We start from the raw sequence: 25,464 nt of genomic DNA, 5'->3' as shown, positions 1-25,464 counted from the left end.
GGTTCCAGGTCCCAGAGCCTGGAGTATTCTCAAGGCATGACCAAAGCCCTTACAACCCGGATGGCTCAGTTCGGCGCCCTGCTCGGTCTCACCCTGCTTCTGGCCTGCCAGACGCCGGCTGTGGTGGTGCCGCCACCCGTCGTGGTGGCCCCGCCCCAGCCCCAGGGTCCGCCGCCGAAACCGAAGATCGCCCTGGTCCTGGGTGGCGGCGCCGCCCGTGGCTTCGCACACATCGGCGTCATCCGCACCCTGGAGCAGGAGAAGATCCCCGTCGACCTCGTGGTGGGCACCAGCGTGGGCAGCCTCATCGGCGCCATCTATGCCGCCGACCGCAACAGCTTCGAGCTGGAGTGGACCGCCTTCCAGCTGCAGAAGGAGGACCTCTTCGACTTCGGCGTCCTCTCCACCGTGGCGGGCATGGGCTTCGCCAAGGGCGACAAGCTCGAGGCCTGGGTCAAGGGGCACATCAAGCCGGCGAACATCGAGCAGCTGAAGATCCCCTTCGCTGCCGTAGCCACGGACCTCAATTGGGGCCAGAAGGTGGTGCTGGACCGGGGCTCCGTCGCCCGCGCCGTGCGGGCGAGTTCGGCCATCCCCGGCGTGTTCCAGCCCGTACAGCACCAGGGGAAGATCCTGGTGGACGGCGGCGTGGTGGACAACATCCCCATCTCCGTGGCCAGGGCCCGGGGCGCCGATATCGTCATCGCCGTGGACATCAGCGCCAACGTGGGGAACACGGACATCACCAACCTGCTGGGCGTGAGCCTCCAGGCCGCCAATATCATGTTCGCCCTCAACGTGGAGCACTCGAAGAAGGACGCGGACGTGCTCATTTCGCCGGCCATCGGCGACGTGGGCACCCTGGACTTCACCCAGAAGAAGCGCTGCATGGAGGCGGGCATCGTGGCCGCCCAGCAGTCCATGCCTGCCATCCGCCAGGCCATCGACAAGTGGGTCGCCGCGCGAACCTCTGGCACAGCCCCCGTCAGCCAGCGCCCCTGAAGAACCTTTCCCCTCAGGGGCGCCGGTCTCTGGGGGGAGGCTACTTCACGAACACCATGTCGCCCATGGGGTTGAGGTAGAAGCGCTCGCCGCGAGCGTTCTCCTGGATCACGTGGCCCTGGGCATCCACGCCCGCCACGGAAATCCGCTGTTCGCCCTTGATGCCGTCGAACTTCAGGAAGGTGGCCGCTCTTCCGAGGGAGGCCGTGGGCGTCTGGGCCCTGGCATCGCGAATTTTGATGAACCCCAGGGATTCAGGGCTGTGGAACTGCAGGTCGCCGGTATTCGGCTCCACCTGGAAGAACTCGCCCTGGGCAGTCTTGAAGACCGGGCGCCCGTTCAGCATGCCCGCCACGGACAGGCTGCCCCGCCACTTCATGAAGTTACCGGCGAACTTGATGGTGTAGGCGGCAGCCTCGCGGTTGCCCGCGGGCTTCTGGACCGCAGGCAGCGCCTGCGTGGCCCCCTGGGGCGCGGCGGGTGCCTTCTGGGACATCGGCTGGACCTTGCCGGGAGCCTGGGCCGAAGCCCCAGAGGCCAGGAACACGCCCGCCGAGAGCACCGCGGCCGCCGAAGACTGGGATTTGCTGCTGGGTTTCCGCTTCATGGTTCCTCCAATGGGATGGGTAGGCCGCATCAACCCTGCGGCGGGGAAACCTTTGCCTGCGACTGACGCGCGGATCTCACGCGTTTTTTCGGTGTGGCCACCAGGGTGCCCCGGCAGGTCGGAGCTCCGCAGTGGCAGGGGAACAGCTCGCGGCACAGGGCGCGGGAAATACGTACGGAGCTGACGGATTGCAGCTGGTAGTCGAAGGTCAGCTCAGCCTCGGCGGGGATGTCCTGCATGGCGTAGAGGTAGGGCGTGCCGTCGAAGATGTAGACTTCGCAGTTGGGCTCGCAACTGTGGTTGACGAAGCGCGCATCGTTGCCTCCCTCGGCCCCGTCGATGGCCCGCTCCTCGTCCAGATTCAGCACGTACGTCAGCTTCCGCTCACCCCGCCCCGCCGCGGCGAGCAGGTCGGCCTTGGCCAGCCGCCGACCGGCATACTCGATGACCCGCGTCCCCTTGGGAATCGCGCGCTTGGCGAAGACCCCCGCACCGTGGATGTCCGAAGCCTGGACCCGGATGAAGTCCCTGTCCTGCCCTGAAGCCTTGGGGTTGGACATGTCACCTCCCGGGAAGGCGTGCAGCGGAAAGGATGAACAACGGATCGACACAGCGGCGTGGGGACTGGTTGAGATTGGAGGATCCCCCATCATGATCGCCCGTCATCTGTGTGAACAGGAAATTCCGGCCCCCCGATTTCACGTGGGCGCGGCAGGTGAACGCCCTTCCACGACAGGTGCACCCCACCCCCGCCGGGAATTCCCGCCCACCCTGAGACAGGCCTGGCCGGGGACGGATCCACGGACGTAGAATCCGGTCACCCGAAGAAAGATAGGCGGTCCCTCCCCTTGCCCTTCGCGCCGAGGATGCCATGTCCCTACCCCAGCTCCGATGGATGCCCTGCCGGCCCTGGTGGCCCCTGGCGATCGCCGGGCTCCTGGTGGCCTGTTCCGCCCGTCCGCCAGTGGCCTCGCCGGCCCCCGCTCCACCACCGCCGCCACCGCCAGCGACCTCCTCTGCGCCTCCCGCGCCTGCCGCTCCCGCACCCGCCCCAGTGCCGCGCCCCCGGGTGGACCTCGACGAACCGCGGGACCGCGACTCCCGGATGGCGGAAGCCTCCGCGATGCCGCGGAAAGAGGGCCCGCCTGCTCCCCCCAGGTCCACTCCGCAGCCCACTCCTGTGGGCGGCAACCCCAACGTGGAGCACGATCAGGCCTATGCGCGGGTGTCGGTGATGTTCGGCACCGACCGGAAGCTGGACCCGCGCACCGGCGGCTTCGGCGGCGGGCGGGGCACCGGGATCTCCTACGGTGAAGTCACGGTCAGCGTCCCGCACGGCCACAAGACCGGCGAGATCGAGGCCCCCTCCATCTGGCGGCTGGAGTTCCGCGAGGATCCCCGCAAGCACATGGCCATCCTCGATTGGACCCCGCACACCCGGTTGGGCTTCCTGAACCGCGTGAAGGCCAAGGTCCAGGCGCAGGGCTCCTCCGGTTCCAGCTTCGTGTTCGTGCACGGCTACAACGTATCCTTCGACGACGCCGCCCGCCGGACTGCACAGATCACCTACGACCTGGACTACCGCGGCGTACCCGTGTTCTATAGCTGGCCCTCCCAGGGGAGCCTCCAGGGCTACACCACCGACGAGAACAACGTCCAGTGGAGCGAGGCGAACCTGAAGAAGTTCCTCGTGGACTTCGCTCAGAAGAGCGGTGTGAAGGACATCTATCTCATCGCCCATTCCATGGGCAACCGGGCCCTGACTGGCGCCCTCCGGCAGGTCTTCGCCGAGCAGCCGAAGCTCAGGGGGCGTTTCAGGGAGATCATCCTCACCGCTCCCGACATCGATGCGGAGATCTTCAAGCGGGACATCGCCCCCGCCCTCGCCGCCGGGTGCAACCGCATCACCCTCTACGCCTCGGATGGGGACAACGCCCTGCTGGCCTCCAAGAAGGTCCACGGCTACCCGCGCGCCGGCGATACCGCCGAGGGCATCGTCGTGGTACCCGGGATCGAGACCATCGACGCCTCCGGATTGGACACCAGCTTCTTGGAGCATTCCTATTTCGCCACCGCCCCGCCCGTGATCAGCGACATCCGGCGGGTGCTCCAGGACGGCCTCCGCGCCGCCCGCCGCGGCCTGGAGCTGCGCACGGCGGGCGGAGGGAGCTACTGGAAGCTGAAGGGCTCGGAGCCCTGACGAAAATAATTCAATGGATTCCAGGTATTGCGCCCATGCTCGCGACGGTTCCCGGCTCTACCTCCCCGGGGCTCCGAAACGAGGATGCATGTCCAACGATAAGAAACCCAAGAAAGCCAAGCCCCCCGTCGTGCACGGGGCCACCTCCCGAGGTTCGGAATTGTCCAGCCGCCTGGCCGCGCCCGTGGCGCCAGCGGGATTCACTCCGGCCAAGAAAAAGAAATAGTTCCTCCACCGGCATTGCCAGGCAGTTCCGTCAAACGCTCTAAGCCTTGTGCGCGTGCGCCCGGGGCAGGATTGAGGCATCGGCCTTGGCCCCGTGGCACTTCCGGCAGAAGTCGAGGGTAGGCAGGACCAGGCCCGCGGCCTTGGCCGCCACCGGGTTCTTCATGACACCCATGGCCTTGTAGTCGGCGCCGTTGCCAGGCAGGCCTCGCAATCGAGCCCCTTCTTCGCGTGGGCCGAGGCGGACCAGGAGTCGTGCTGGAGACGGTGGCACATCCTGCAGGCTCCGGCCCCCACCGCGGCGTGGCCGTTGCTGGCCATGGAGGGCATGGGGCTCGCGGCAGCAGGCGCAGGCGCCGGCTTGGGGGCAGGCGCAGGGGCCGCGGCTGGCGCCGGAGCAGCCACGGGGACTGGCGCGGCCACGGGTGCGGGAGCAGGCGCAGGAGCGGGCGTGACAGCTGACGCAGAGGCCGGCGGGGCCGTGGCCGGTTTCGGAGCCGTCTCGGCGGTCTTGGGAGTCGAGGCCGTGGGCCCTGCTTGTGTCCCGGCGGTGGCCGGCTGCGTCGGAGACTGGGCGGCGGGCGCGCCGGCGGCCGGAGTTGCGGCCGGGGTCGTGGCGGGAGCCGCGGCTGGAGCCGGGACCTCCTTCTCGGCGCAGGCCAGCAGGCAGGCGAGCATCAGGGCAGGCGCGGCCAATCGACGCATGGGATCTCCTTGGGGACTGCCTGATGCTACTTCCCGACCGGGCCGAATGCCAGGTTCCGCACCATATCCTCGGTCTTCCAGGGGGCGGCCCCGCCGCCCAGGTATTTCTGGAACCACTCGAGGTGGGCGTTGTAGTAGACGGGCATGGACTTCAGGTTGTCGGGCCAGTGGCCGTCGTTCTTGAAGACGATGAGGCGGCTGGGCACGCCCATCTCCTGGAGTCCGGTGAAGAACTGCAGGCTCTGGGTGTAGGGCACGCGGTAGTCGCGCTCGCCCGTGATGACCAGGCACGGGGTCTTGAACTGCTTCACGTGGCTGCTGGGGTTCATGCGGTCGTAGGCAGTGGCCTTGTCCCAGGGCGTGCCCGTGAGGTCGTGCTCGGGGAACCACAGCTCCTCGGTGGCGCCATGCATGGACCGCAGGTCGTAGACGCCCATCATGGCGGCGATGGCCTTGAAGCGCGTGGTGTGGCCCTCCAGCCACATCATGGCGTAGCCGCCCCAGCTCCAGCCCATGGCGCCCATGCGGGCCTTGTCCACGTAGGGCAGGGTCGCGAGGTGGTCGGCCACCTTGTCGATGTCAGTCATCACCTTGCCGTCCCAGTCGCCGCTGATGGCGTCCGTGAAGGCCTGGCCGTAGCCCGTGGAACCGTGCGGATTCGGGAAGGCCACGATGTAGCCCGCGCCGGGATAGACCTGCCAGTCGCCGCGCAGAGTGTCGGACCACATCATCTGCGGGCCGCCGTGGACGTTGAGGATGAGCGGGTACTTCTTCGCGGGATCGAAGTTGTGGGGCTTCACCAGGAACACGTGGATGTCCTTGCCGTCGGCGCCCTTCACCCACTGCTCTTCGGCGGGACGGATGTCCACCTCGTCAGCCAGGGCCTGGTTGAAGGCGGTGAGCCGCTTCAGCTCTTTGGTATCGAAGGTGTAGCGCCAGACCTCCACCGGCTCGCCGACGCGGGTCTTGCTGAGGAACACCGCCTTCTGATCCGGGCTCACCACGAACTCCCGGATGCTCTGGCCCTCGAGCATGCGCGTGGTCATCCCGGAGGCCACGTCCACGCGGAACAACGGCCAGCGGCCCTTCTCCTGCACCGTGAACCAGATCGACTGGCCGTCCTCAGACCACTGGAAGGCATCCACCCAGTTGTCGATGGCCTCCGTCAGCACCTTCCGCACCTTCGTCTGCCGATCGTAGACGGCCAGCCGGAAGCGGTCCGACTCCACGGCTGGGCGGGTCTGGAACTTGTACGCGATGTAGCGGCCATCCGGCGAGTACTTGGGATCGCCATCGTAGGCGGCGTTGTCGGTGATCCGACGGGGTGTGCGGTCGCCGTCCAGGGAGATCAGGAAGAGGTCCTGGTTTGTGGAGCGGGCCGGCACGGGATCCGTGTTGGTGACCACGCAGACTTCCCTGCCATCCGGACTGAGGTCGAAGCTCTGGGAGCTCGGCGTCGTGGCATCCGCCGGATAGTCCTGCTTCCCGGAGGTGAGCGCCTCCACCTTGCCTTCGAAGGTGGCGGTGAAGAGGTGGCTGTACTGGAAGTCGCGCCACTCGGTCCAGTGGCGGTAGAGCAGCGTGTCCGCCAGGTGGGCCTGCACGGGACCCTTCTCCAGCTTCTCGGCCAATTCTTTCTGCTTCGCGCCATCCGCCATGGCCTCGGGGAAGACCGTGGCCTGGAACACCACCTGGTTCGCGCCCGGTACCACCTTGGGGGATCCGACGCCCGCCTCGAAGGCAGTCACCTTCCGGGCCTCGCCGCCCGCCAGGTCGAGCGCCCAGAGCTGGCTGCCCTCGGCGCGGCTGGAGAGGAAATAGAGCGTCTTCCCATCCTTGGACCACTGAGGGGTCGTATCCGATTTGCCCGAGAAGGTGAGCTGCCTCGCCTGGCCCGTGGCCGTCTCCAGAATCCAGATCTGCGTGTTGCGCGTGGCGGCCTTGAGATCCTGGCTCGACACTTCGAAGGCGAGCTTCGACCCATCCGGACTCAGGGCCAAGTGTTGTACGCCCTTCAGGCGGTAGAGGTCCTCGATGTGGAAAGCACGCTTCTCAGCGGCCCTCAGGGGCAACGCAAGCAGCAGGGCGGTGGCTGGGACGAGGCAAAAAAGGCGCACAAAACCTCCAAAGGAGCCCTTCAGCATCGCATAGAAGAAACTGATGACCTTGTGATCATGTTCGATTTGCGCGGGGCTACCATGGGGGCACTCATCTTTCCAGCCGACCCATCCGCCGTGCCGGAGGCACCATGCTGATCGCTGCGCTCTTCCTGGGTCTGCTGCAGGCCCAACCACCCCCCGCGCAGCCAGTCTCCCGCGGGTACGAGCCCTCTGCGCCGGCCTTGGCGGCCAAGGCGCCGGGCACTCCGGGTTATGGCCTCCAGACCACCACCCGCTCGGGCAAGATCCTGCTCACCGGCCTCCGGTTTCATCCCGTCACGCGCAAGGTGCAGGCGCAGCTCTACCGGATTCTCGGGCCGGCGGGCATGGGGCCCTACCGGCTCGGAGTCCAGTTGCAATTCCATCCACAACAACAACCCCCGAACGATGTCCTCCATCCGATCTGGTTCGCCAACTATTTCGCCATCCTGAACGCCCAGGACGGATTCCCGGCGAAGGAAGCCGGTCTGGAGGGGCGCTGGGTCATTGAAGGCATCGATGGAAGCAACTTCGGATGGGACCTGGGTGCCCTCATCTTCCATATCTCCAACAACCCCGTCATCAATGTGGACGCCGCGAAGTTGCCGATGTTCGGAGGCCCGTCGCGGAAGACCTTCCGGATCACCACGCGCAAGGTGGACAGACCGGCGGATCCTGGCGATGGGACCCTCGAACCCGTCCAGGCCAACAGTGAGATCCAGGAATGGTTGAACGGCAGGCAGACTTGGCGCGACCTCCTCATCCTGCGGTCACGGCAGGCGCGATTCGCGCCCCTTCCCATCGATCTGGCTGGCCACAGGATCTGGGTGGTTCGCAACTCCGGGCAGCCATCCTCCGGCGCATCCCATGTGCTCGAATTCTGGCGGGAGGATCCGCTCACCGGCGCTTGGGATACCGGGCTCCTCGACCTCTGGCCTGAGCCCCCGGATGGCCTCCGACCTGGCAGGGCCATCCGGATCGAGGATCACTGGTACCGGATCCTGGCCAGCGGCCAGGACCCTGCAACCGGACGCCTCGACCGTCTGGAGCTCCGTTCCTGGGAGCCTGACATCGCTGCGCTGCTGGGTGGCGCCACCCTGGCGAAGGACCTGGGCGGATTGAACGCCCCTCCCCTCCAAGAATCCATCGAACTCCTGGCCAACGAGTCCCTGGTGGAATGGAAGACGCGCACCCTGCCGGGCCTGCTGGCCGCACAGAACCTCGGACCAGCGGAGGATTTTGTGATCCGGATCGAAAAGGGTGTCCTCGCACTCGATCTCGAGGCCAAGGGCATCCGCGCCCGCCTGGACGCCGCCGCCCGCGCCGAGGCCGAGCGCAAAGCCCAGGCAGAACTCGCCGCCAAGAGCGGCCAGCCCGCACCTCCAGCGCCGGCTGGCCCCGCCGCCGAGAGTGAACGTCTCGCGGATCTGCTGGAGCAGCGCAAGGCCATCCTCATGGCCATCCTCGGCAGCGCCAAACAGTCGCTCGCCAACCTGCGGAGGTGATCCATGCGCCGACCCACCCTTTTGATCCTCGCCATTTTCGTCCCGGCTCTGCTGCAGGCCCAGATCGGCCTCCACAATGAGGCACCCCCACCCAAACCCCAGAGCAGCCAGAGTGGGGATGCCCTCAGCCAGCTGGAGGCGATCGGCAACACCAAGGTGGATCGCAGCAAGGTCGGGACCTCCTTCAAGGTCCAGAAGACCGTCATCCCAAAGCTGAAACCCGTTCCGTGGATCAATACGGCCAGTGGCCAGAACGCCACGATGCTTGTGGGCATCTTTGGCAACCTCCTGAGTCAGGCCCTTGCGCCCACTTCCCCAACTGGCCCCAGTCCCGCAGAGCTCGCCCGCATCGAGGCCGAGCGGCAGGCCGCTCTTCAGCGGGAGCAAGCCGAGCTGCGTGCCTGGACCAACAGTTATGCCACCCGGATGAATGGGCTCATCGAGCACCAGCGACAGGAGCGCACGACCCAGAACAAGGAGAGCCTGGAGGGGCTTCGGGCTTCCCTTTCCGACGGCTTCGATTCCGCTGCCGGGGGCGGCCTGGCTGGGGCCCTCAGCGATCCTGCACCCGCGGTGGACCTGAGCCAGAGCCAAACCTTCACACCCAGCCTCCTCCGGGAGGCCAATGGCACCAAGCGCACCAAGCCCATTTCGGCGGATGATCTGCTGAAGCGCCGGGAGGCCGCCCAAGCCAGGCTCAAGACCATGATGGCGGAGAACAAGGACCTGCGCGTGCTGGGCCAGCGCTTCTACGAGCTGGAAGCCCAACTGGAACGGCTGAAGCGCCAGGCCGCCAGCCTTGGCTCCGAGGGCCGCGCCATCCAGCGGGACATGGACTTCTGGGGCTGGAGAATCGATCAGGCGACTCAGGCCTGCATGGAGCGGGGCACGAGCCTCCTCACCGACATCATCATTCCGGAAGGCAACAGCGCTGGGCTGGCCCGCCTCAAGAAGAATCCCAAGACCTTCAACAAGCTCGTCCAGGCCTGCTCGCACCTCAACGACTACACCGAGTTCACGACCACCCTGGGGGATCGCTACGATGCCGCAGGGCAGGCCCTGGACTGGCCCAAGGCCAAACACACCCTCATGGAGAATGTCGACTTCATCGCTTCCAACCTTCAGAACGTCTCGCCGGTCTTCAAGCCCGTGAGCACGACTTGGAATCTGGGCAAGACCATCATCGGCACCAGCGTGGACCTGGCGGCGGAGCTGGATGGCTGGGGCGCCATCTTGGAACGCCAGGGCGATGTGTCGCTGATCCTCCAGAAGCAGAGGGCCCTCAAGAGACCCCTCGAGGCCATGATCCGCGACCTCCAGGCCTCCCGCGCCCAGATCGCCGCCCAGCTGGGCGTGAAACCCGAGGACCTGATCCCCGCCCAGGCCCGGCCCAAGGGGCTGGGTTCCAATGTGGCTCCGCTGTGAGGCTGACATGATCCGCACCTCCGCCCTCCTGCTCGTCGCCGGCCTCTCCCTCCCGCTCCTGGCGGGGTGGAAGCAGCCCATCCCGCGCTACCCCGCTGTGGTGAAAACGGATGACTTCCGTGAGGAACCCATGCCAGCCCACTGGGGATCTCAACTCCCGGAGGCGCCCCTCACCGGGGCCATGCTCACGACCTACCTCGGTCGCTTCGCCATCTATCCCACGCGCTTCGATGTCCAGGTACGCCTGCGCTGGCGGGCGCTGCGGGTGGAAGGCCCGGCCGGCCTGGGTCCCTACGAACACGGCCTGTCTCTGGAGATGGTCTCCGAGCCGGGAGACACACAGGGCATGGCCCGGATCACAGCCATCCGAGACGAGCTGGGCATCGACCGGCGTCATTCATGGGGTGTCGGTGACTTCATCGAAGATCCTGCCAAATTCCATTACCCTGCGGTCTTCCACGATCTGACCCTGGGGCTCTTCCTGTTCCAGTATCGGATGTCAAACTTGCCGGGCTCCATATTCCCTGTGTACAGGCCGAACAAGCTCTTCGAAAAACGAGGCAGCGGTGGGGTCCAGAGCGTGGCTCGTACTGAGACGCCAGCCCAGCTGCCAGCCACCTTCAACCCGAACGGACCGATCCCCATCGAGGCTAGCGCGTGGCTCAAACAAGCCTCCGTGCGCCTCCTCTTCCTCCGCGCAGCCCACCCGGCCTACCAGCCCCTCGTTGTCGACTGGGCCGGCCGGAAGTGGGCGGTGGTGGGTCCCTCCCGTTCCGAGCGCCCCCTCCAGCTCGAATTCTGGGCGGAGGCTTTCAATCCTGATTCCAGGGGTTCGAAACCAGAAGCCACCTGCGATCTTCCAGGGGCTTCCAGCGCCGTCGGCGCGATCCTCTCTCTCGGGGGCCAGGCGGCCCGCATCCGCGAAGCGGCATGGGATCCCGGCACAGGGTGCCTGACCCGTCTCGAACTGGAGCCCTATGCGCCCGACGCCTTGGCCTTCCTCATGTCGGGGAAGTCCGAAGCCATGGCGCCGGAGAGTTCCGCGCTGGCCCTCAACGATGCGCTGGTGGACTGGAAGGTGAAGTCCCTCGCCTCGCATGTGCGGAACATCGACGAGGCTGCGGCCGGGGACTTCCTGGCCCGGCTGGAGAAGACCCTGCTGAGGATGGACATGGACATTCGGCGCCTGCGGCAGACCCGGGAATCCCAGGAGCGGGACGCCTTGAGCCGTCAGGCGGCGGATGGCGTCCAACGGCTGCAGCAGGACGAATCCCGCCGCCGGTTCCTCCTGCCAGCGGAGCTGAGGGAACTGGGCGAGGACGATGGCCGTACCGCCACCGTCACCAGCCCCGAGCTGATGGATCTGCTGGACCAGCGCAAGGCCATCGTGTCGGCCATCCTCGCCAACGCCAAGCAGATTCTGGCGGCCGTACGCCGCTGACGGCGCGCCTTGGTATCCTGCCCTGGACATGGAAACCCTGGACAGCCTCCGCATTCCTCCCCCCGGCCGCGGGATCTTCTGCAACCGGACACTGAACCTGCGCTCCGTGCGGGCCATCGGCTACGACATGGACTACACCCTGGTGGACTACCGGGTGGCGGCCTTCGAGCAGATGGTCTATGCCCAGGCCCGGGAGCGGCTGGCCGCGGAGGGTTGGCCCGTGGATGCCATAACCTTCGATCCGCGGATGGTGGCCCGCGGGCTGGTGATCGACACCGAGTTGGGCAACCTCGTGAAGGCCAACCGGTTCGGCTTCGTGAAGCGGGCCATGCATGGCACGCGCATGCTCGAACATGCCGAGCAGCGGGATGCCTACGCCCAGACCCTGGTGGACCTGAGCGATCCGCGCTGGGTGTTCCTCAACACGCTGTTCTCGCTGTCCGAGGGCTGCCTCTTCGCCCAGGCAGTGGATCTGTTGGATCGGGGCGCCCTGCCCCACCCCTTTGAATACGCGAGCCTCTACCGCCACGTGCGGGCCCGAGTAGATGCCCAGCACATCGAAGGCCACCTGAAGGCCGAGATCGCCGCCGCGCCAGAGCGCTACGTGATCCAGGACCCCGAGGCGGCCCTCGCCCTGCTGGACCAGAAGGCGGCGGGCAAGAAGCTGTTCCTCATCACCAACTCGGAGTGGAGCTTCACCGCGAAGATGATGGCCCACGCCTACGATCGCCATCTTCCGGAAGGCATGACCTGGCGCCAGCTCTTCGACCTGGTGATCGTGGCCGCCCGGAAGCCCGCCTTCTTCACCGAGCGCGGCCCCTTTTTCGAGGTGGTAGACGAATCAGGCCTGCTGCGTCCCCTGATGGGCCCCCTGCATGCGGGCGGCCTCTACCTCGGCGGTTGCGCCGCCCAGGTGGAGCGGGACCTGGGCATCTCCGGCGACGAGATCCTCTACGTGGGTGACCACATGTTCGGCGATGTGCATGTGAGCAAACGTTCCCTCCGCTGGCGCACGGCCCTGGTCCTGCGGGAGTTGGAGGGTGAGGTTGAAGCCCTCGCCGCCTTCCGGGAAACGGAGCTGCGCCTCGTGGCCCTGATGCGGGAGAAGGAAATGCTGGAGGCCCGGCTGTCCCAGGCGCGCCTGGCCCTCCAGCGCCTCCACGCAAGTTACGGTCCCGCCCTTGCGGCGGATGCGGCCACGCTGGAAGCACGCGTCCTCGACCTCCGCGGTCAGCTGGTGGCCCTTGATGCTGAAATCGGCCCCCTGGCCAAGGCCGGCACCGAACTGGTGAACTCCAGGTGGGGCCTGCTCACCCGGGCAGGCAACGACAAGAGCCACCTCACGCGACAGATCGAGCGCTACGCCGACATCTACACCAGCCGCGTGTCGAACTTCCTGCATGCCACCCCTTTCGCCTACTTCCGATCGCCGCGGGGAAGCCTGCCGCATGATCCGGGCAGACCCGCCCCCACCTCCGACTAAGAGCGAGGTCTTCCCGCCCCGTACGGCCTCCCAGAGACACCAAGCCATGTCGAACCCACTCTCCTTCACTCAGTTTCCCTGCGCCCACAGCCACTCGTGCCCGTTCTCCAAGGAGCCCTGCCCGGGTGTATGCGTCTTCGCCGACGGGATGCAATCCATGCACCTCATGATCCTCGTCCTCGATGTGGGTCGCCGCATGGTGGTTTTCGAGAATCAGGTCGCGAGACGCCTTCTGGACGAAGTGGGAGATCATTCCTACCAGGGATTGACCACCCTCCTGATGAAGCGAGGCGGCACCTTCGAAGACCTGTTCGCTGATCACGTGAAGGGCGATTCCGTCCGCGTGGGATCCCGCCTCTACGGCTATTCGTTCTATCGGTCCGACGGGTTCGTCTGGGTTTTCCTGCTTGACATCACGGAGCGGCATCGCCTCGAAGCGATTGCCGAGTCCGTGGAGCAGATGAACAGCCTGGGGTTCATCTTCTCGGCCGTGCGCCATGAACTCGGCAATCCGATCCACTCGATCAAGGCAGCGGTAAGCGTGCTCCGCGGCGGACTGGACCGGTTTCCGAAAGAAACGGTCGCAGACTACCTGGAAGGCATTGAGGCTGAGCTGGGCCGGGCCGAGAACCTCCTCCGATCCCTGAGGAATTTCTCGCTCTTCGAGCAGCCGGAAATGAAAGCCGTGGATCTCGCCTCCTTTTTCGAGTCGCTGAAACCCCTGGTCGAACCGGACCTCCGCACCCGTGGCATCGGATTCGAGATCGAGGTCGACCCGGGGCTCCCGCTGGTGGGCGCGGATGTCCGCGCCCTGCACCAGATCCTGATTAACCTGGTGGCGAATGCGGCAGATGCCTTCCAGGATGAACCCGATCCCCTCATTCGGGTGCAGGTCGCAGCAGGCGAGGGAGGGGCCTCTGTGAGCGTGGAGGACAACGGCCCTGGGATTCCAGAACATCTCAGGCCGCGGATCTTCACGCCGTTCTTCACGACAAAGGAGCACGGAACGGGCCTCGGCCTCATCATCGTGAAGAAAATGGTGACTGGAATGAAGGGGACGATCTGGATGGAGCCGGTCCTGCCCCGGGGCACCCGCGTGTCGTTCACCCTGGGGAGCGCCTGACATGGAATCTCAGAAAAAGTTGCTGATCGTCGACGACAACCCCCTGTTTCGGAAGGCGATCATGGGATTCTTCGGGGACCGGTTCAAGGTGCTTGAGGCCGGGACCTGCGCCCAGGGGCAGGAACTCCTGGGGCGGGAATCCGTGGACCTCGCCATCCTCGATGAGCGGCTGCCGGATGGCAGCGGCCTCGACCTTTGCCGCAACCTCTTCCAGCTCCACCCCTTCGCCAAGGTCATCTACGTCACAGCATTCCCCTCGTTCGACCATGCGGTCAATGCCCTGAAGGTGGGAGCCCACGACTACCTCTCCAAACCCTTTGAACTCGCGGCCCTGGGCCATGCCGTCGATCGGCTGATGTCCGTATCGGCTCTCGAGCGGGTAGGGCGTCTGGAGGCCTGGCGAGCCCAGGCGGACAGTCACCAAGCAATTCTGGTCGGCGGATCAGCGCGCATGTCGGAAGTCCGGAGGATCGTCCACCGGGCGGCCGGATCGGACGCCTCCGTGCTCATTACCGGAGAGACGGGAACGGGAAAGGGCCTGGTCGCAAGAACGATCCATCACGCCAGTCCCCGGGCGCAGGCGCCCTTCGTGACCCTCAACTGCTCTGCCCTGCCAGAGAACCTCATCGAGGCTGAACTGTTCGGCTGGACCCGGGGAGCCTTCACAGGGGCTGTCAATTCCCGGGAAGGGGTGCTGGAAATGGCCGAGGGCGGGACCCTGTTCCTGGACGAGATCGGGGAGATGCCCATGCACCTCCAGGTCAAGCTCCTGTCGGTGCTCGAGGACCGCACAATCACGCCCCTGGGCGGTCGGGTGGGAAAGCGGGTTGATGTTCGGATCGTCGCCGCCACCAACGCCCAGCTCGAGGAAGCCATCAAGGCCCGCCAGTTCCGGGCGGATCTGTACTTCCGCCTCAACGTGTTGCGCATCGAGATGCCTGCGCTCCGTGATCACCTCGAGGATCTGCCTGAACTCTGCACCTTTCTCCAGTCCCACTTGACGGGCCACGGGTCGGCCACCCCGGTGCTCCCCGGAGAACTGGCCCTCCTGGCCACCTATGCCTGGCCGGGGAATGTCCGAGAGCTGAAGAATGTCCTCGAGCGTGCCTACCTCCTCGAGTCGCCGCCTTCCACCTTCCTGGTGGGTGTAGGCGAGACCCGGACCGTTCCCACGGCCCCGAACCTGGCGGCGCGCCCCCTCCAGACCCTCGAGGAATTAGAGCAGGAGCACCTCCTTCGCGCCCTCCACATGCATCAGGGCAACCTCACTCGCGCGGCTGAGGCTCTTGGCATTTCACTTTCGACCCTGAAGCGCCGGGTGAAAACACCACCCAGCACCGGGTCAAAGTGACCTTCGCCAATCAAATCGGCTGGTTCAAACTGAACCAACGCCTTCTGAACAGATTAAATGCAGGTTGATTTCAAACAACTTAGATTATTGGAGATCTTGGCATCATCCATGCTCTGACCAGGGATGGATGGATTGCGATGAACCCCCTTCCCACCGTGCTGGTTGTGGACGACGAGGAACTGTTTCTGAGGACCGCTTTGGATGGGTTCTCTGGATCGTCCTCGGAGATGACAGTGCTCACGGCCAAGAACGGCCGGCTGGCGGCCCAAATTCTCGATGCCCGCCACGTGGATCTCGTCGTGACCGATCTGAAGATGCCCGAGATGGACGGCTATGGGCTGCTCTCGCACATGAGCCAGCATCACCCGGCCATTCCCGCCATCGTCATGACCGCCTTCGGGACGCCGGAGATCGAAAGCCGCCTGCGCGAGCAGGGCGTCACCAGCGTGCTTGACAAGCCCTTCGATTTCCCCCGGCTCCGGAAAGCTGTCACCGACGCCCTTTCCGCCATGGCCAGCGGCCACCTCACCGGAATCAGCCTGGCCACCTTCCTCCAGATGATCCAGATCGAGCGGAAGACCTGCGCGGTCCGTGTGGGGTCCAGAGAAGGCCAGGGGCTCCTCCACTTCAGAGACGGTCAGCTGATCCAGGCCGAGACCGGGGAGACCTCTGGGGATGCCGCGGCCATGGCCATCCTGGCCTGGGGCGAGCCTGTCATCGAATTCCTGAAAGTCCGCACCACTGTTCCCGGACAGGCCATGCAGTCGCTGCAGGCCCTCCTCATGGAGGCCTACCGCCTCAAGGATGAGTCCCACAGGAACCAGGTCAGCGACACCAGCCATCCGTCTCCGGGAGCTGTCCCCCTCTCCCCGGAAGATCTGGAAGATACCCCGACCCCTCACCCCCCCACACCCACCCTCACTTCTCACAAGGAGCCCACCATGGCTGCTGCTGACAAACTGAAAGAACTGGCCCAGATCGATGGGTTCGCGGGCTGCGGCCTGTTCACCCCCACCGGCGAAGCACTCGCCATGCTCGGCGCCGAGGGGGTGAACCTCAAGGACATCGGGGTTCTGGCCAACAATGTGCTGATGAACGCCCAGAAGGCCTCCCTGGACATGGGTACCGGCCGCGGCCAGCAGGTGCACGTGGAGGCGGAGCACGCCCACATCCTGGTGCGCTGCCTCAACGAAGGCACGGATCCCCTCCGTTCCCAGCCCGGCAAGGCCCACATCCATCTGGTCCTGATCCTGAAGAGCGACTCGTCCATCGGCATGGCCAAGCTCAAGATCAACGCTGTGATCGCCAAGCTGGCAGACGATTTCCGCGCCTGAAGCACTTCGCTCACCAAAGCGGCAGGGGAACCGGTTCCACCGGGACCCCTGCCGCTTTGAGTTCATCGCACTCCGTACAACGTCACGCCGTAGTGCTCGGGATCCCAGGGGGCGTCACTGTTCCAGCGACCGTAGGCGTGGCTATCGTCGGTCCTGAAACGCAGGGTGTAGGCACCCTTGGGCAGGCTGACCACTTCATCGGCCAGGCGGTTCTTGGAGGCTCCACCTGCGTGCCGGGTACGGATGTACTCCAGGGTCCATACATGCTTACCAGAGGCGTCCTCGATCCAGGCCTCATCGGCCATCTCGTCTCCGCTGCTTTCAGCGATGGCGTAGACACGGACGGGCTGCGCCGCGGCGAGGGTGAATGCCGTGCTGCGGTCCTGGGCGTCCCCCACCCGCACCAGCTCGGCCAGTACCGGCCAGGTCAGCGGCTTCGTCAGCGTGACCGCGGCCAGGTCGGCGGTGGCCGGCACCGTGAGCGTCAGGCCATACAACCCCGGATCGCAGGGCGGGGCGGCATTCCAGTCCGCCGGGGAATGGGAATCGTCGGTGACAAAGACAGCCTCGTAATCGCCTGCGGGCAACTGGATCGTCTCCACCTGACGGCGGTTCTTGGGCGCGCCACCAGCGAACTGGGCCTTGTCCGCGCTCATCTCCCATACCCGCGCGCGGGTGCGGGCCTCGATGATCCAGCCGTAATCGTGCAGGCGCCGCCCGCTGCCCTCACCCTCCGCATAGAGGTGTAGCGTCACGGGCTTCTTCACGTGGAAGACCTGGAGCCAGTGGCCGTTGTCGGTATTGGCGGAGAGGGACACGACGATGTTTTTCCAACGCAGGGGAGCCTCAAAGGAGGTCACCTCCCCGGCGTCGCCGCCCGGCAGGTAGATCTCCAGGCCGTAGTTCCCCACCTGCTGCTGCCAGTGGCGCAGCAGGCTCGCCTGGTCGGCGCCGAAGGCCGCCAGGAAGCCGCGGCGCCGTTCCGACTGTTCCGTGTGGAGGGCGCGCCGGTCGATGTTGCGGGTCCACTGGGCGAACAGCAGGCTCTGGCCGAAGCCATGATTGGCGAAGTAGGCTTCGTAGCTGCCGGCGGGCAGCTCAAGGTACTGATCCGCCACGCGGTAGTCCCAGTCCCGCTTCGTGTTGGCGCCATCCATCTGCCAGACCACTTCGCGGGTGGTGGCGTTGAGGATCCAACCGTAGGCGAAGAGCGGGTTGTCGCGTTGGGCGTGCATCAGGCTCCGGAGCCCCCCGCCCTTGGCATAGACATGGATGTTCATGGCCCTTGGGAGCGTGAAGCCCTGCTGGCGCACTTCGACAGCCTCAAAGCCCTTGAGGGAGACGATCCGCGGTTCAGGTCGCGGTTCCGCACTGCGCAGAACGATGGGCGCGAAGGCCATGCAGAGGATGAAGGCGACCGCGGCCTGGACCGTGCGGACCAGGGCGATCGCTTCGGACATCAGGAAGGACGACATGGGGACTCCCGGGTACTCCCCCAAGGTAGGCTCCCCGCTTCCGGGAATCCCGGCGAACCGGCCAATGAACGTGGCAGGCCGGCGGATGGTCCGCCCCTCTAGCCCAGCGCAGCCCACTCCGCCAGCACGCGCTGGGCCTGGATCACTGGGCCGTCCTGGGTACCCTGCAGGGGCAGGCGCACGGCGCCATCGGGACTGAGGCTGGCACCCTTCTGGCGGCCCACCCAGGCCAGCAATTTCGTCGGGTCGATGGCCGTCTGGGGACTGAGGCGCAGCTTGAGGTGGCCCTTGTCCACCGCCACCTCGGAGACCGCCAGGGCCTGGGCCCGCAGCTTGACCCGGAGCACCTCGAAGAACCGCAGGGTTTCCGGGTCGTCCTCGGGCACGTGGCCGAAGCGGTCCTCCAGGTCCAGGCGGTAGAGCTCCAGATCCTTCTCCTCCCGCAGCCGCGAGATGCGCTTGTAGGCCACCAGGCGCTCGGCGGCCTGGTCGATCCAGCGGCGGCTGAGCTGGGCGCCCGGCGCCAGGCCGTCCACCTTCACCTCGAAGGCGCCGCTGGGCTGGCCCTGCAACTCTGAAAGCGTCTCCTCCAGCAGCTTCACGTAGAGCTCGAAGCCGATGTCGTGGATGTGGCCGGACTGCTCGCCGCCCAGCAGGTTGCCCGCGCCGCGCAGTTCCAGATCCATGGCCGCCACGCGGAACCCCGAGCCCAGTTCGGAGAAATCCTCCAGGGCCTGGAGGCGTTTGCGGGCGTCCTCGCTGATCTCGTGCTTGGGGGGGATCATCAGGTAGGCGTAGGCAGGCACATCGCTGCGGCCCACCCGGCCCCGCAGCTGGTAGAGCTGGCTCAGGCCGAAGGCATCGGCCCGGTGCACGATGAGTGTGTTTGCATTGGGGACATCGAGGCCGTTCTCGACGATGGTGGTGGCCACCAGCACATCGATGCGGCCCTCCATGAAGCCGAGCATCACCTGCTCCAGCCCCTCGTCCGTCAGCTGGCCGTGACCCACCCCCACCCGGGCATCGGGCACCAGCTCGCGCACCCGCGCGGCGATGGAGACGATGGACTCCACGCGGTTGTGCACCAGGTAGACCTGGCCGCCGCGGCGCAGCTCGAACTGGATGGCCGTCTGCACCAGCTCGTCGCTCCAGGGCGCCACCACCGTCTCGATGGCCAGCCGGTCCTTGGGCGGCGTCTCGATGAGGCTGATCTCGCGCAGGCCCGTGAGGCTCATGTGCAGCGTGCGGGGGATGGGCGTGGCGCTGAGAGCCAGCTGGTCCACGTTGAGGCGCAGCTTCTTCAGCTTCTCCTTGTGGCCCACGCCGAAGCGCTGCTCCTCGTCGATCACCACCAGGCCCAGGTCCGCGAACTTCACGCGGGCGCCCAGCAGCTGATGGGTACCGATGACGATCTCGATCTTGCCATCGGCCACCTCCTGGAGGATGCGCTTCTGCTCAGCGGGGTCCACGAAGCGGTTGAGCATCTCGATACGGAGGGGGAACCCCGCGAAGCGCTCCTTGAAGGTCCGGAAATGCTGGAAGCAGAGCACGGTGGTGGGGCACAGGACGGCCACCTGGCGGCCTTCCAGCGCCACCTTGGCGGCGGCGCGCATGGCCACTTCCGTCTTGCCGAAGCCCACGTCGCCCACCAGCAGTCGGTCCATGGGGCGCGGCGACTCCAGGTCCGCCTTCACGGCCTCGATGGCCTCGATCTGGTCCGGCGTGGGGGTGAACGGAAAGCTCGCGTCGAAGGCGGCCATGTCGGGCCCGTCCGGTGGATAGGCGTGGCCCTTCTCCAGCTTGCGCAGGGCGTAGAGCTTCAGCAGCTCGTCGGCCATGTCCCGGATGGCCTTCTTGGCCTTGCGCTTGACCTTGGCCCAGCTGGCGCCGCCCAGCTTGTCCAGGGGCGGCAGGTGGCCCTCAGCGCCGGTGTAGCGCTGCATGAGGTCGGCCCGCTCGAGGCTCACGTTCAGCTGGCCGCCGTCGGCATAGCGCAGCTGCAGCACCTCCTGCTCCTCGCCGCCCGCCACGAGGGTGGCGAAGCCGACGAACTCGCCGATGCCGTGATCCAGATGCACCACGCGGTCGCCGGGCTTGAGGTCCCGCAGATCCGACAGGAAGGCCGCGCTGCGGGATTTCTTGGGCGCCGCCTGAATGGCCTTGCGGCCGAAGATCTCGCGCTCGGTGAAGACGACGAGCGCCGGTTCCTTGAGATGGACGCCCGCGCTCAGAGACAGCTGGAGGGCGCGGCAGCCCGTCTCGGTGCCATAGGCCTGCGGCAGATCGTAGTCCCTGAGGAATTCGGCGAACCGTCCCTGCATGCCGGGCGTCGAGCCCGCCAGGAACACGCGGTGCCCCGTGAGCGCCAGCTCCTGGACGTGGGTGGCCAACTCGGGCAGCCGGCCCTGGAATTCCCGCAGGGGCAGGGCCGCCAGAGGCACGGTGGCCTCGCTCTGCCATTCGGTGAGGTGGAAGGTAGGGCGACTGGGATCCGAGGCCTGGAAGCGATCCTCGAAATCCGGGCACACCACGCCGCCCCGCCGGAGCGTGACCAGCCCCTCCTCGATGCGGGCCCGCTCCGCCTCGCGCAGCGCCTCTTCCCAGGCTTCCTCCAGGCGCACCCTCAGGCAGGGCGGCACCCAGTGGGTCAGCTGCCCCTTGGGCTGGGCCAGCAGCGAGTGGAACAGCTCCTCGCCGGGGAAGTGGCCGTGGGTGGCCAGCCGCGCCCGGCGGAAGGCCAGGTCGTCTTCGGGCTCGGCCGTGCGATCTGCCCGGGCGGCTACGGCGTCCAGCAGGGCCTGACCATCGCCGCGCTCGCCCTCGAAACGCGGGTAGAGCGTCAGCGCCTCCAGAGCCTCGCCGGTGCGCCGCTGGGTATCCGGGTCGAAGGGGGACAGGCGCTCCAGCTCATCACCGAAGGTCTCCAGGCGCAGGGGCTGGTCCAGGTGGTCGGGCCAGAGGTCCACCACCATGCCGCGGGAACTGAACTCTCCAGGGGCCGAAGCCATCTCCGTGCGGCGATAGCCCAGGGCGATCAGGGTCTCCAGCAGCAGTTCCCGGGGCACCTCCGCGCCCTTGCGCAGCTCCAGCTTCTGTTTCTGGAACCAGGTGGGATGGGGCAGCTTCTCGCAGGCGGCCAGGGGCCCCGTCACCAGTACCTGGATGCGGCGCTCCAGCAGGCCCACCAGGGCCGAGAGCCGATCCCGCAGAACCATGCCCGGCGGGCTGCTCTCTCCCCCGGCATAGGGCGCGAACCCCGGAAAGTGGGCCACGCCCGCTTCCGGCAGCAGGGCCTGGAGATCCTGGGCCAGGATGCGGGCCTCGGCCTCGGAAGGGGCATCCACCCACAGGGATTGGATACGCCCCTCGCGGGTGATCCAGCGTGCCAGTACCAGCGCCAATGCGGGCGGGGAGGTCCAGCGGAGGCGGGCGCCCGGGGCGGTCAGGACCTCCGCGGGGGCCTCGGCGAGGCACAGCAGATCCTTCAGGTCAGGGCTGGCAACATTCATAGCGTTCTTCAGAGTGCCTCAAGCGGCGCCCCGACACGAGTGTTCATATCTCCCGCACCGCCCAGTCCCGCGGCATGAGCACCCGATCCCACCACACGCCCTTCTCGCTGCGCTTTCCCACCGCCAGGAACATGTTCACCTCGGCCCCCCGGGGAAGCCCGAGCAGGGCCTTGGCCCGCCAGGGGTCGAAGCCTTCCATGGGGCAGCTGTCATAGCCTTCGGCCCGCAGGGCCAGCATGAAGGTGGCGGCGGCCAGGGCCGTGCTCTTGTGGGCCATGATCCGGATGTCCTCCCGCGCCATGAGGTTCGGCGTGGGCTTGAACAGGGAGGCCAGGCGGCTGAACACGCGCTTCAACGGGCCCAGGAGACCGTACGGGCCCGTGGTGTAGACCAGCGGAATGATGCGCCGGTAGTAGGCCTTCTGGCTCCTGCGCAGGGGCCCCCGGGTCTCGAAGATCCGGAGGATCTCATCCCGGTTCCGCCGCCAGGTGTCGCGGTGGGTGACCAGGGCGATCAGCAATGGCGCCGTCTTGGCAGGTATCTGGTCCAGGCAGGCGGCGTTGGCCGCCTGTCTGACCAAGGGATTCCTGATGATGATGAACTCCCAGGGCTGGAGATTGCTGGAACTGGGGGCCAGCCGGGCGGCGTCCAGGGCACGGTCCAGGACCTCCTGGGGGATAGGCTCTGCCAGGAAGTCGCGGACCGTGCGCCGTGATTCCACGGCTGAATAGAACGAAGGCTCAGGCATCTGGCGCTTCTGCCATCGGGGGGACGATGACGGATTCAGCTTTTACCTTGCCCACGCGGGCCCGGATCCAGGCCCAGACCTTGGCCAGGCTGAAGTCTTCGATGATCTCGAAGAACACCGGCACCACGATGAGCGTGAGCAGGGTGGAGGTGATGAGCCCGCCCACCACGGCCCGGGCCATGGGGGCCCGCATCTCGGCCCCGGCACCCAGCGCCAAGAAGAGCGGCAGCATGCCGCCGATCATGGCGAAGCTGGTCATGAGGATGGGCCGCAGCCGCACGGTACCCGCACGGATGATGGCCTGGCGGCGGGAGATGCCTTCCTCGCGTTCCAGATGCAGGGCGTGATCCACCAGCAGGATGGCGTTCTTGGTCACCAGGCCCATCAGCAGGATCATGCCGATGCTCGTCATCATGGACATCGAGTCGCCCGTCACCAGCAGCATCAGCACCATACCCACCATGGAGAGTGGCAGGCTGGCCATGATGGCGATGGGCAGCTTGAAGCTTTCGAACTGGCTGGCCAGCACGAAGTAGATGAAGAAGACCGCCAGCAGGAGCGAGGTGCCCATGTAGCCGGCCGTCTCCTTGCTGTCCCGGGTCTGCCCCAGGAACTCCACACGGACGCCTTCGGGCAGCTTGCCGCCAGCCTTCAGCTCGGCCACCTTCTTCGCCGCGCCGGCACTGACTTCGCCCAGGGTGGAGCCATCGAAGTTGGCATCCACTTCCACTTCCTCCATCAGGTCGTGGCGCTGGAGCTTGGCGGGGGCGATGCCCTCCTCGAAGCGCACCACCTGGTTGAGGCGGACCAGCGGATGCTTCCCGCCGCCCAGGTCCTTGGTGCTCTGCACAGTCATGTTGGCCAGCTGCGCCGTGAAGCGGCGCTCCTGGTCGGCGAGTCGGACACGGACATCGCGCTGCTCGCCCTTCTCATCCTCGTACTTCGCGACCTTCTCGCCGTCCACCAGGGGACGGACCATCTGGGAGACCAGCGCCGGGCTCACGCCCAGGTCCGAGGCAGCTTTGCGGTCCACCACGAGCCTCAGCTCGGGCTTGCCGCTGTCCAGGCTGGTGGTGACATCCACGGCTCCGGGAACGCTCCGCAGGGCCTCCTTCACCAGGGGCACGGCCTGGATGACCGCATCCCGGTCCGGCGCCTGCACCGCCACCATGATGGGGAAGGTGGTGCCCCAATCGTTCGCCGTGCCGATGGCCGCGTCCACACCGGGTACCGAGCGGAAGGCTTCGCGGATCTGCCGGCGGATGACCACGTGGTTCGGGCGGTGTCCATCTTTCAGCTTCACGTAGATGCCGCCGGAATCCACGGTCCCGTTCAGGCCCGTGCCGATGGTGGTGTAGGCGAAGTCCACGCCGGGCACGGCCTGGATGGCCTTCTCCAGAGCCAGCGCCTTCTCGCGCGTGGCCGTCAGGCTGGACCCGGGCTCGGCCTTGAAGGTGGCCTGAAGGTCGCCGCGATCGTAGTCGGGCATGAAGTTGTTGCCCAGCAGGCCCGAGAGCATCATGGCCAGCACGAAGCTGCCCCCACCCGCGAGCATCACTGTCCAGCGATGGCCCATGGCCCATTCGATGGCCGATTTGTAGAGCTGCTCCCAGCGATCCAGCATGCGGCTGAAGGCCTCGACGCTGCGCATGATGGGATTCCGGCCCTTGTAGTGGACATGGCCATCCGCGCTCTTCTCATGCTCGGGATCGGGCCAGACGGCACTGAGCATGGGATCCAGCGTGAAGCTGACGAAGAGGGAGATCGCCACGGCGAAAGCCACGACGATGCCGAAGGGGAAGAAGAACTTGCCGACGATGCCGCCCATGAAGGCCACGGGCACGAACACCGCCAGGATGGACAGAGTGGTTGCGATGACGGCGGGCCCGATCTCGGCGGTGCCCTCGCGGGCGGCGGTGATGTGGTCCTTGCCCATCTCCGCGTGGCGGGTGATGTTCTCGCGGACCACGATGGCATCGTCGATGAGGATGCCGATGGCCAGGCTGAGGCCCATGAGGGTCATGGTGTTGAGGGTGAAGTCCAGGACCCGCATGATGATGAAGGTGGAGATCACGGATACGGGCAGCGTGAGGCTCGTGATCAGCGTGGACCGCCAGCTCTTCAGGAAGAAGAAGACGATGATCACCGTGAGCAGGCCACCCACGTAGATGGAGACATTCACGTCGTCCACGTTGTCGATGATGAAGCGGGCGTTGTCTTTCGCCGTCACCACTTCGACGCCCTGCTTCGCCAGCTCGGGCTTCAGCTCCTCCAGGGCCTTCTCCACCGAGGTCACCATGGCCACGGTATTGCCGCCGGTCTGCCGCTGGATCTCCAGGGCCACCACATCCTTGCCGCCCAGGCGGGCGATGCTGCGCTTCTCCTTGATGCCGTCCACCACCGTGGCCACCTCGCGGAGCTCGATGGGCCGGCCTTCCTTGTTGCCTACGATCACGTGCTCGAAATCGCCCACGGACCGGGCCTTGGCATCCACCTTCACGGACATCTCGCGATTGCCCTGGAGCAGGTTGCCGCTGGGGATGGCCATGGTGTCGCCACCCAGGGCGTTCTTCACAGCCTGGAGGGCCAGGCCCTGGGATTCGAGCTTCTGGGGATCCACCTGGACGAGGATCTCGCGGGTGCTGCCACCCACGGGATCCACCTTGCCCACACCCTGGATGTTCTCGATACGCCGCTTGAGGAAGTCCTCGGCGATGCGCGTCAGCTCGCGATCATTCATCTCCGCATGCTTCGCGTCCGGCTTCACCACCAGGGAGAGCACGGGCAGCTGGGCCGGATCGAACTTGGAGATGACGGGTTCCTCGATGTTGCCGGGGAGGTCGCGCCGGATCTGGCCGATCTTCGTGCGCACGTCGTTGAGAGCGTTGTCTACGTTGCGGCCCAGGTGGAACTGGATCACGAGCGTGCCCAGGCCCTCCTGGCTGGTGGAGCTGATCTCCTTGATCTTCTCGATGGGATTGACGGCCTCCTCGATCTTCCGCACGACGTCCTGCTTGACGGACTCGGGGCTCGCACCGGGGTAGACGACGGAAACGGTGACCGTGGGGATGTCGGTGTTGGGGTACTGGTCGATGCCCAGGGTCTTCACCGAGAAGAGGCCCAGCACCACCAGCGCCAGCATGATGCAGACCGTGAAGACCGGCCTGCGGATGGAGAAATCGGACAGGAACAT

Annotated in this window: 19 protein-coding genes; 10 read left to right on the top strand and 9 right to left on the bottom strand. The window is 66.3% G+C overall.

Features of this window, described 5'->3' with window-relative positions; all coding sequences use genetic code 11:
* Positions 1-36 precede the first annotated feature (36 nt).
* Positions 37-1,002, top strand: a complete 966-nt coding sequence (locus tag NOV65_RS10230) for a patatin-like phospholipase family protein (RefSeq protein ID WP_257306361.1) — start codon at positions 37-39, stop codon at positions 1,000-1,002.
* A gap of 40 nt (positions 1,003-1,042) precedes the next feature.
* Here the strand turns inward: NOV65_RS10230 and NOV65_RS10225 are convergent, their stop codons facing one another.
* Positions 1,043-1,609 carry a hypothetical protein gene (locus NOV65_RS10225; protein WP_257306360.1) on the bottom strand — a complete coding sequence of 189 codons (567 nt, stop codon included), beginning with the start codon at positions 1,607-1,609 and terminating at the stop codon, positions 1,043-1,045.
* A 29-nt stretch (positions 1,610-1,638) separates the two neighbouring features.
* On the bottom strand, positions 1,639-2,169 hold the full coding sequence (locus tag NOV65_RS10220; protein ID WP_257306359.1) for an SET domain-containing protein: 531 nt from the start codon (positions 2,167-2,169) through the stop codon (positions 1,639-1,641).
* Positions 2,170-2,480: 311 nt separating this feature from the next.
* Here NOV65_RS10220 and NOV65_RS10215 point away from each other — a divergent pair, with 311 nt between their 5' ends.
* Both NOV65_RS10215 and NOV65_RS10210 read left to right on the top strand, forming a co-directional pair.
* A complete protein-coding gene (locus NOV65_RS10215) occupies positions 2,481-3,809 on the top strand; it encodes an alpha/beta hydrolase (RefSeq protein ID WP_257306358.1) in 1,329 nt (442 codons plus the stop codon).
* 88 nt (positions 3,810-3,897) lie between these two features.
* On the top strand, positions 3,898-4,035 hold the full coding sequence (locus tag NOV65_RS10210) for a hypothetical protein (RefSeq protein WP_257306357.1): 138 nt from the start codon (positions 3,898-3,900) through the stop codon (positions 4,033-4,035).
* A gap of 39 nt (positions 4,036-4,074) precedes the next feature.
* Here the strand turns inward: NOV65_RS10210 and NOV65_RS10205 are convergent, their stop codons facing one another.
* Genes NOV65_RS10205 through NOV65_RS15565 form a run of 3 tightly spaced genes read right to left on the bottom strand, consistent with a single transcriptional unit; the run spans position 4,075 to position 6,856 of the window.
* Positions 4,075-4,200, bottom strand: a complete 126-nt coding sequence (locus NOV65_RS10205) for a hypothetical protein (protein ID WP_257306356.1) — start codon at positions 4,198-4,200, stop codon at positions 4,075-4,077.
* Positions 4,197-4,739, bottom strand: a complete 543-nt coding sequence (locus NOV65_RS10200) for a hypothetical protein (protein ID WP_257306355.1) — start codon at positions 4,737-4,739, stop codon at positions 4,197-4,199. The genes NOV65_RS10205 and NOV65_RS10200 overlap by 4 nt, the downstream gene beginning before the upstream one ends.
* 26 nt (positions 4,740-4,765) lie before the next feature.
* The gene (locus NOV65_RS15565) at positions 4,766-6,856 is read right to left on the bottom strand and encodes a S9 family peptidase (RefSeq protein WP_257306354.1); all 2,091 of its coding nucleotides are present in this window, start codon (positions 6,854-6,856) and stop codon (positions 4,766-4,768) included.
* Between the two features lie 131 nt (positions 6,857-6,987).
* Here NOV65_RS15565 and NOV65_RS10190 point away from each other — a divergent pair, with 131 nt between their 5' ends.
* The 7 genes from NOV65_RS10190 to NOV65_RS10160 all read left to right on the top strand — a co-directional run bounded on the left by NOV65_RS10190 (position 6,988) and on the right by NOV65_RS10160 (position 16,539).
* Complete coding sequence (locus tag NOV65_RS10190; protein ID WP_257306353.1) at positions 6,988-8,382, top strand: hypothetical protein; 1,395 nt, start codon at positions 6,988-6,990, stop codon at positions 8,380-8,382.
* A gap of 3 nt (positions 8,383-8,385) precedes the next feature.
* Positions 8,386-9,807, top strand: coding sequence for a hypothetical protein (locus tag NOV65_RS10185; RefSeq protein WP_257306352.1), 1,422 nt, complete (start codon positions 8,386-8,388; stop codon positions 9,805-9,807).
* Positions 9,808-9,814: 7 nt separating this feature from the next.
* On the top strand, positions 9,815-11,248 hold the full coding sequence (locus NOV65_RS10180) for a hypothetical protein (RefSeq protein ID WP_257306351.1): 1,434 nt from the start codon (positions 9,815-9,817) through the stop codon (positions 11,246-11,248).
* A 28-nt stretch (positions 11,249-11,276) separates the two neighbouring features.
* The gene (locus NOV65_RS10175; RefSeq protein WP_257306350.1) at positions 11,277-12,731 is read left to right on the top strand and encodes an HAD-IG family 5'-nucleotidase; all 1,455 of its coding nucleotides are present in this window, start codon (positions 11,277-11,279) and stop codon (positions 12,729-12,731) included.
* A 157-nt stretch (positions 12,732-12,888) separates the two neighbouring features.
* Positions 12,889-13,854, top strand: a complete 966-nt coding sequence (locus tag NOV65_RS10170; RefSeq protein ID WP_257306349.1) for a sensor histidine kinase — start codon at positions 12,889-12,891, stop codon at positions 13,852-13,854.
* Between the two features lies 1 nt (position 13,855).
* Positions 13,856-15,205: a sigma-54-dependent transcriptional regulator gene (locus NOV65_RS10165; protein ID WP_257306348.1), complete on the top strand. Its 1,350-nt coding sequence runs from the start codon at positions 13,856-13,858 to the stop codon at positions 15,203-15,205.
* 137 nt (positions 15,206-15,342) lie between these two features.
* Positions 15,343-16,539, top strand: a complete 1,197-nt coding sequence (locus tag NOV65_RS10160; protein ID WP_257306347.1) for a response regulator — start codon at positions 15,343-15,345, stop codon at positions 16,537-16,539.
* A 62-nt stretch (positions 16,540-16,601) separates the two neighbouring features.
* On the opposite strand, the gene NOV65_RS10155 is transcribed toward NOV65_RS10160, so the two are convergent.
* From NOV65_RS10155 to NOV65_RS10140, 4 genes are all read right to left on the bottom strand, one after another.
* Complete coding sequence (locus NOV65_RS10155; protein WP_257306346.1) at positions 16,602-18,014, bottom strand: hypothetical protein; 1,413 nt, start codon at positions 18,012-18,014, stop codon at positions 16,602-16,604.
* Positions 18,015-18,112: 98 nt separating this feature from the next.
* Complete coding sequence (gene mfd / locus NOV65_RS10150) at positions 18,113-21,523, bottom strand: transcription-repair coupling factor (protein ID WP_257306345.1); 3,411 nt, start codon at positions 21,521-21,523, stop codon at positions 18,113-18,115.
* A 43-nt stretch (positions 21,524-21,566) separates the two neighbouring features.
* Positions 21,567-22,271, bottom strand: coding sequence for a nitroreductase family protein (locus NOV65_RS10145; RefSeq protein WP_257306344.1), 705 nt, complete (start codon positions 22,269-22,271; stop codon positions 21,567-21,569).
* A complete protein-coding gene (locus NOV65_RS10140) occupies positions 22,264-25,464 on the bottom strand; it encodes an efflux RND transporter permease subunit (protein WP_257306343.1) in 3,201 nt (1,066 codons plus the stop codon). The genes NOV65_RS10145 and NOV65_RS10140 overlap by 8 nt, the downstream gene beginning before the upstream one ends.

It is taken from the genome of Geothrix campi (assembly GCF_024609265.1).
GTDB lineage: Bacteria > Acidobacteriota > Holophagae > Holophagales > Holophagaceae > Geothrix > Geothrix campi.
This window is presented reverse-complemented; position numbering and strand designations above follow the sequence as displayed.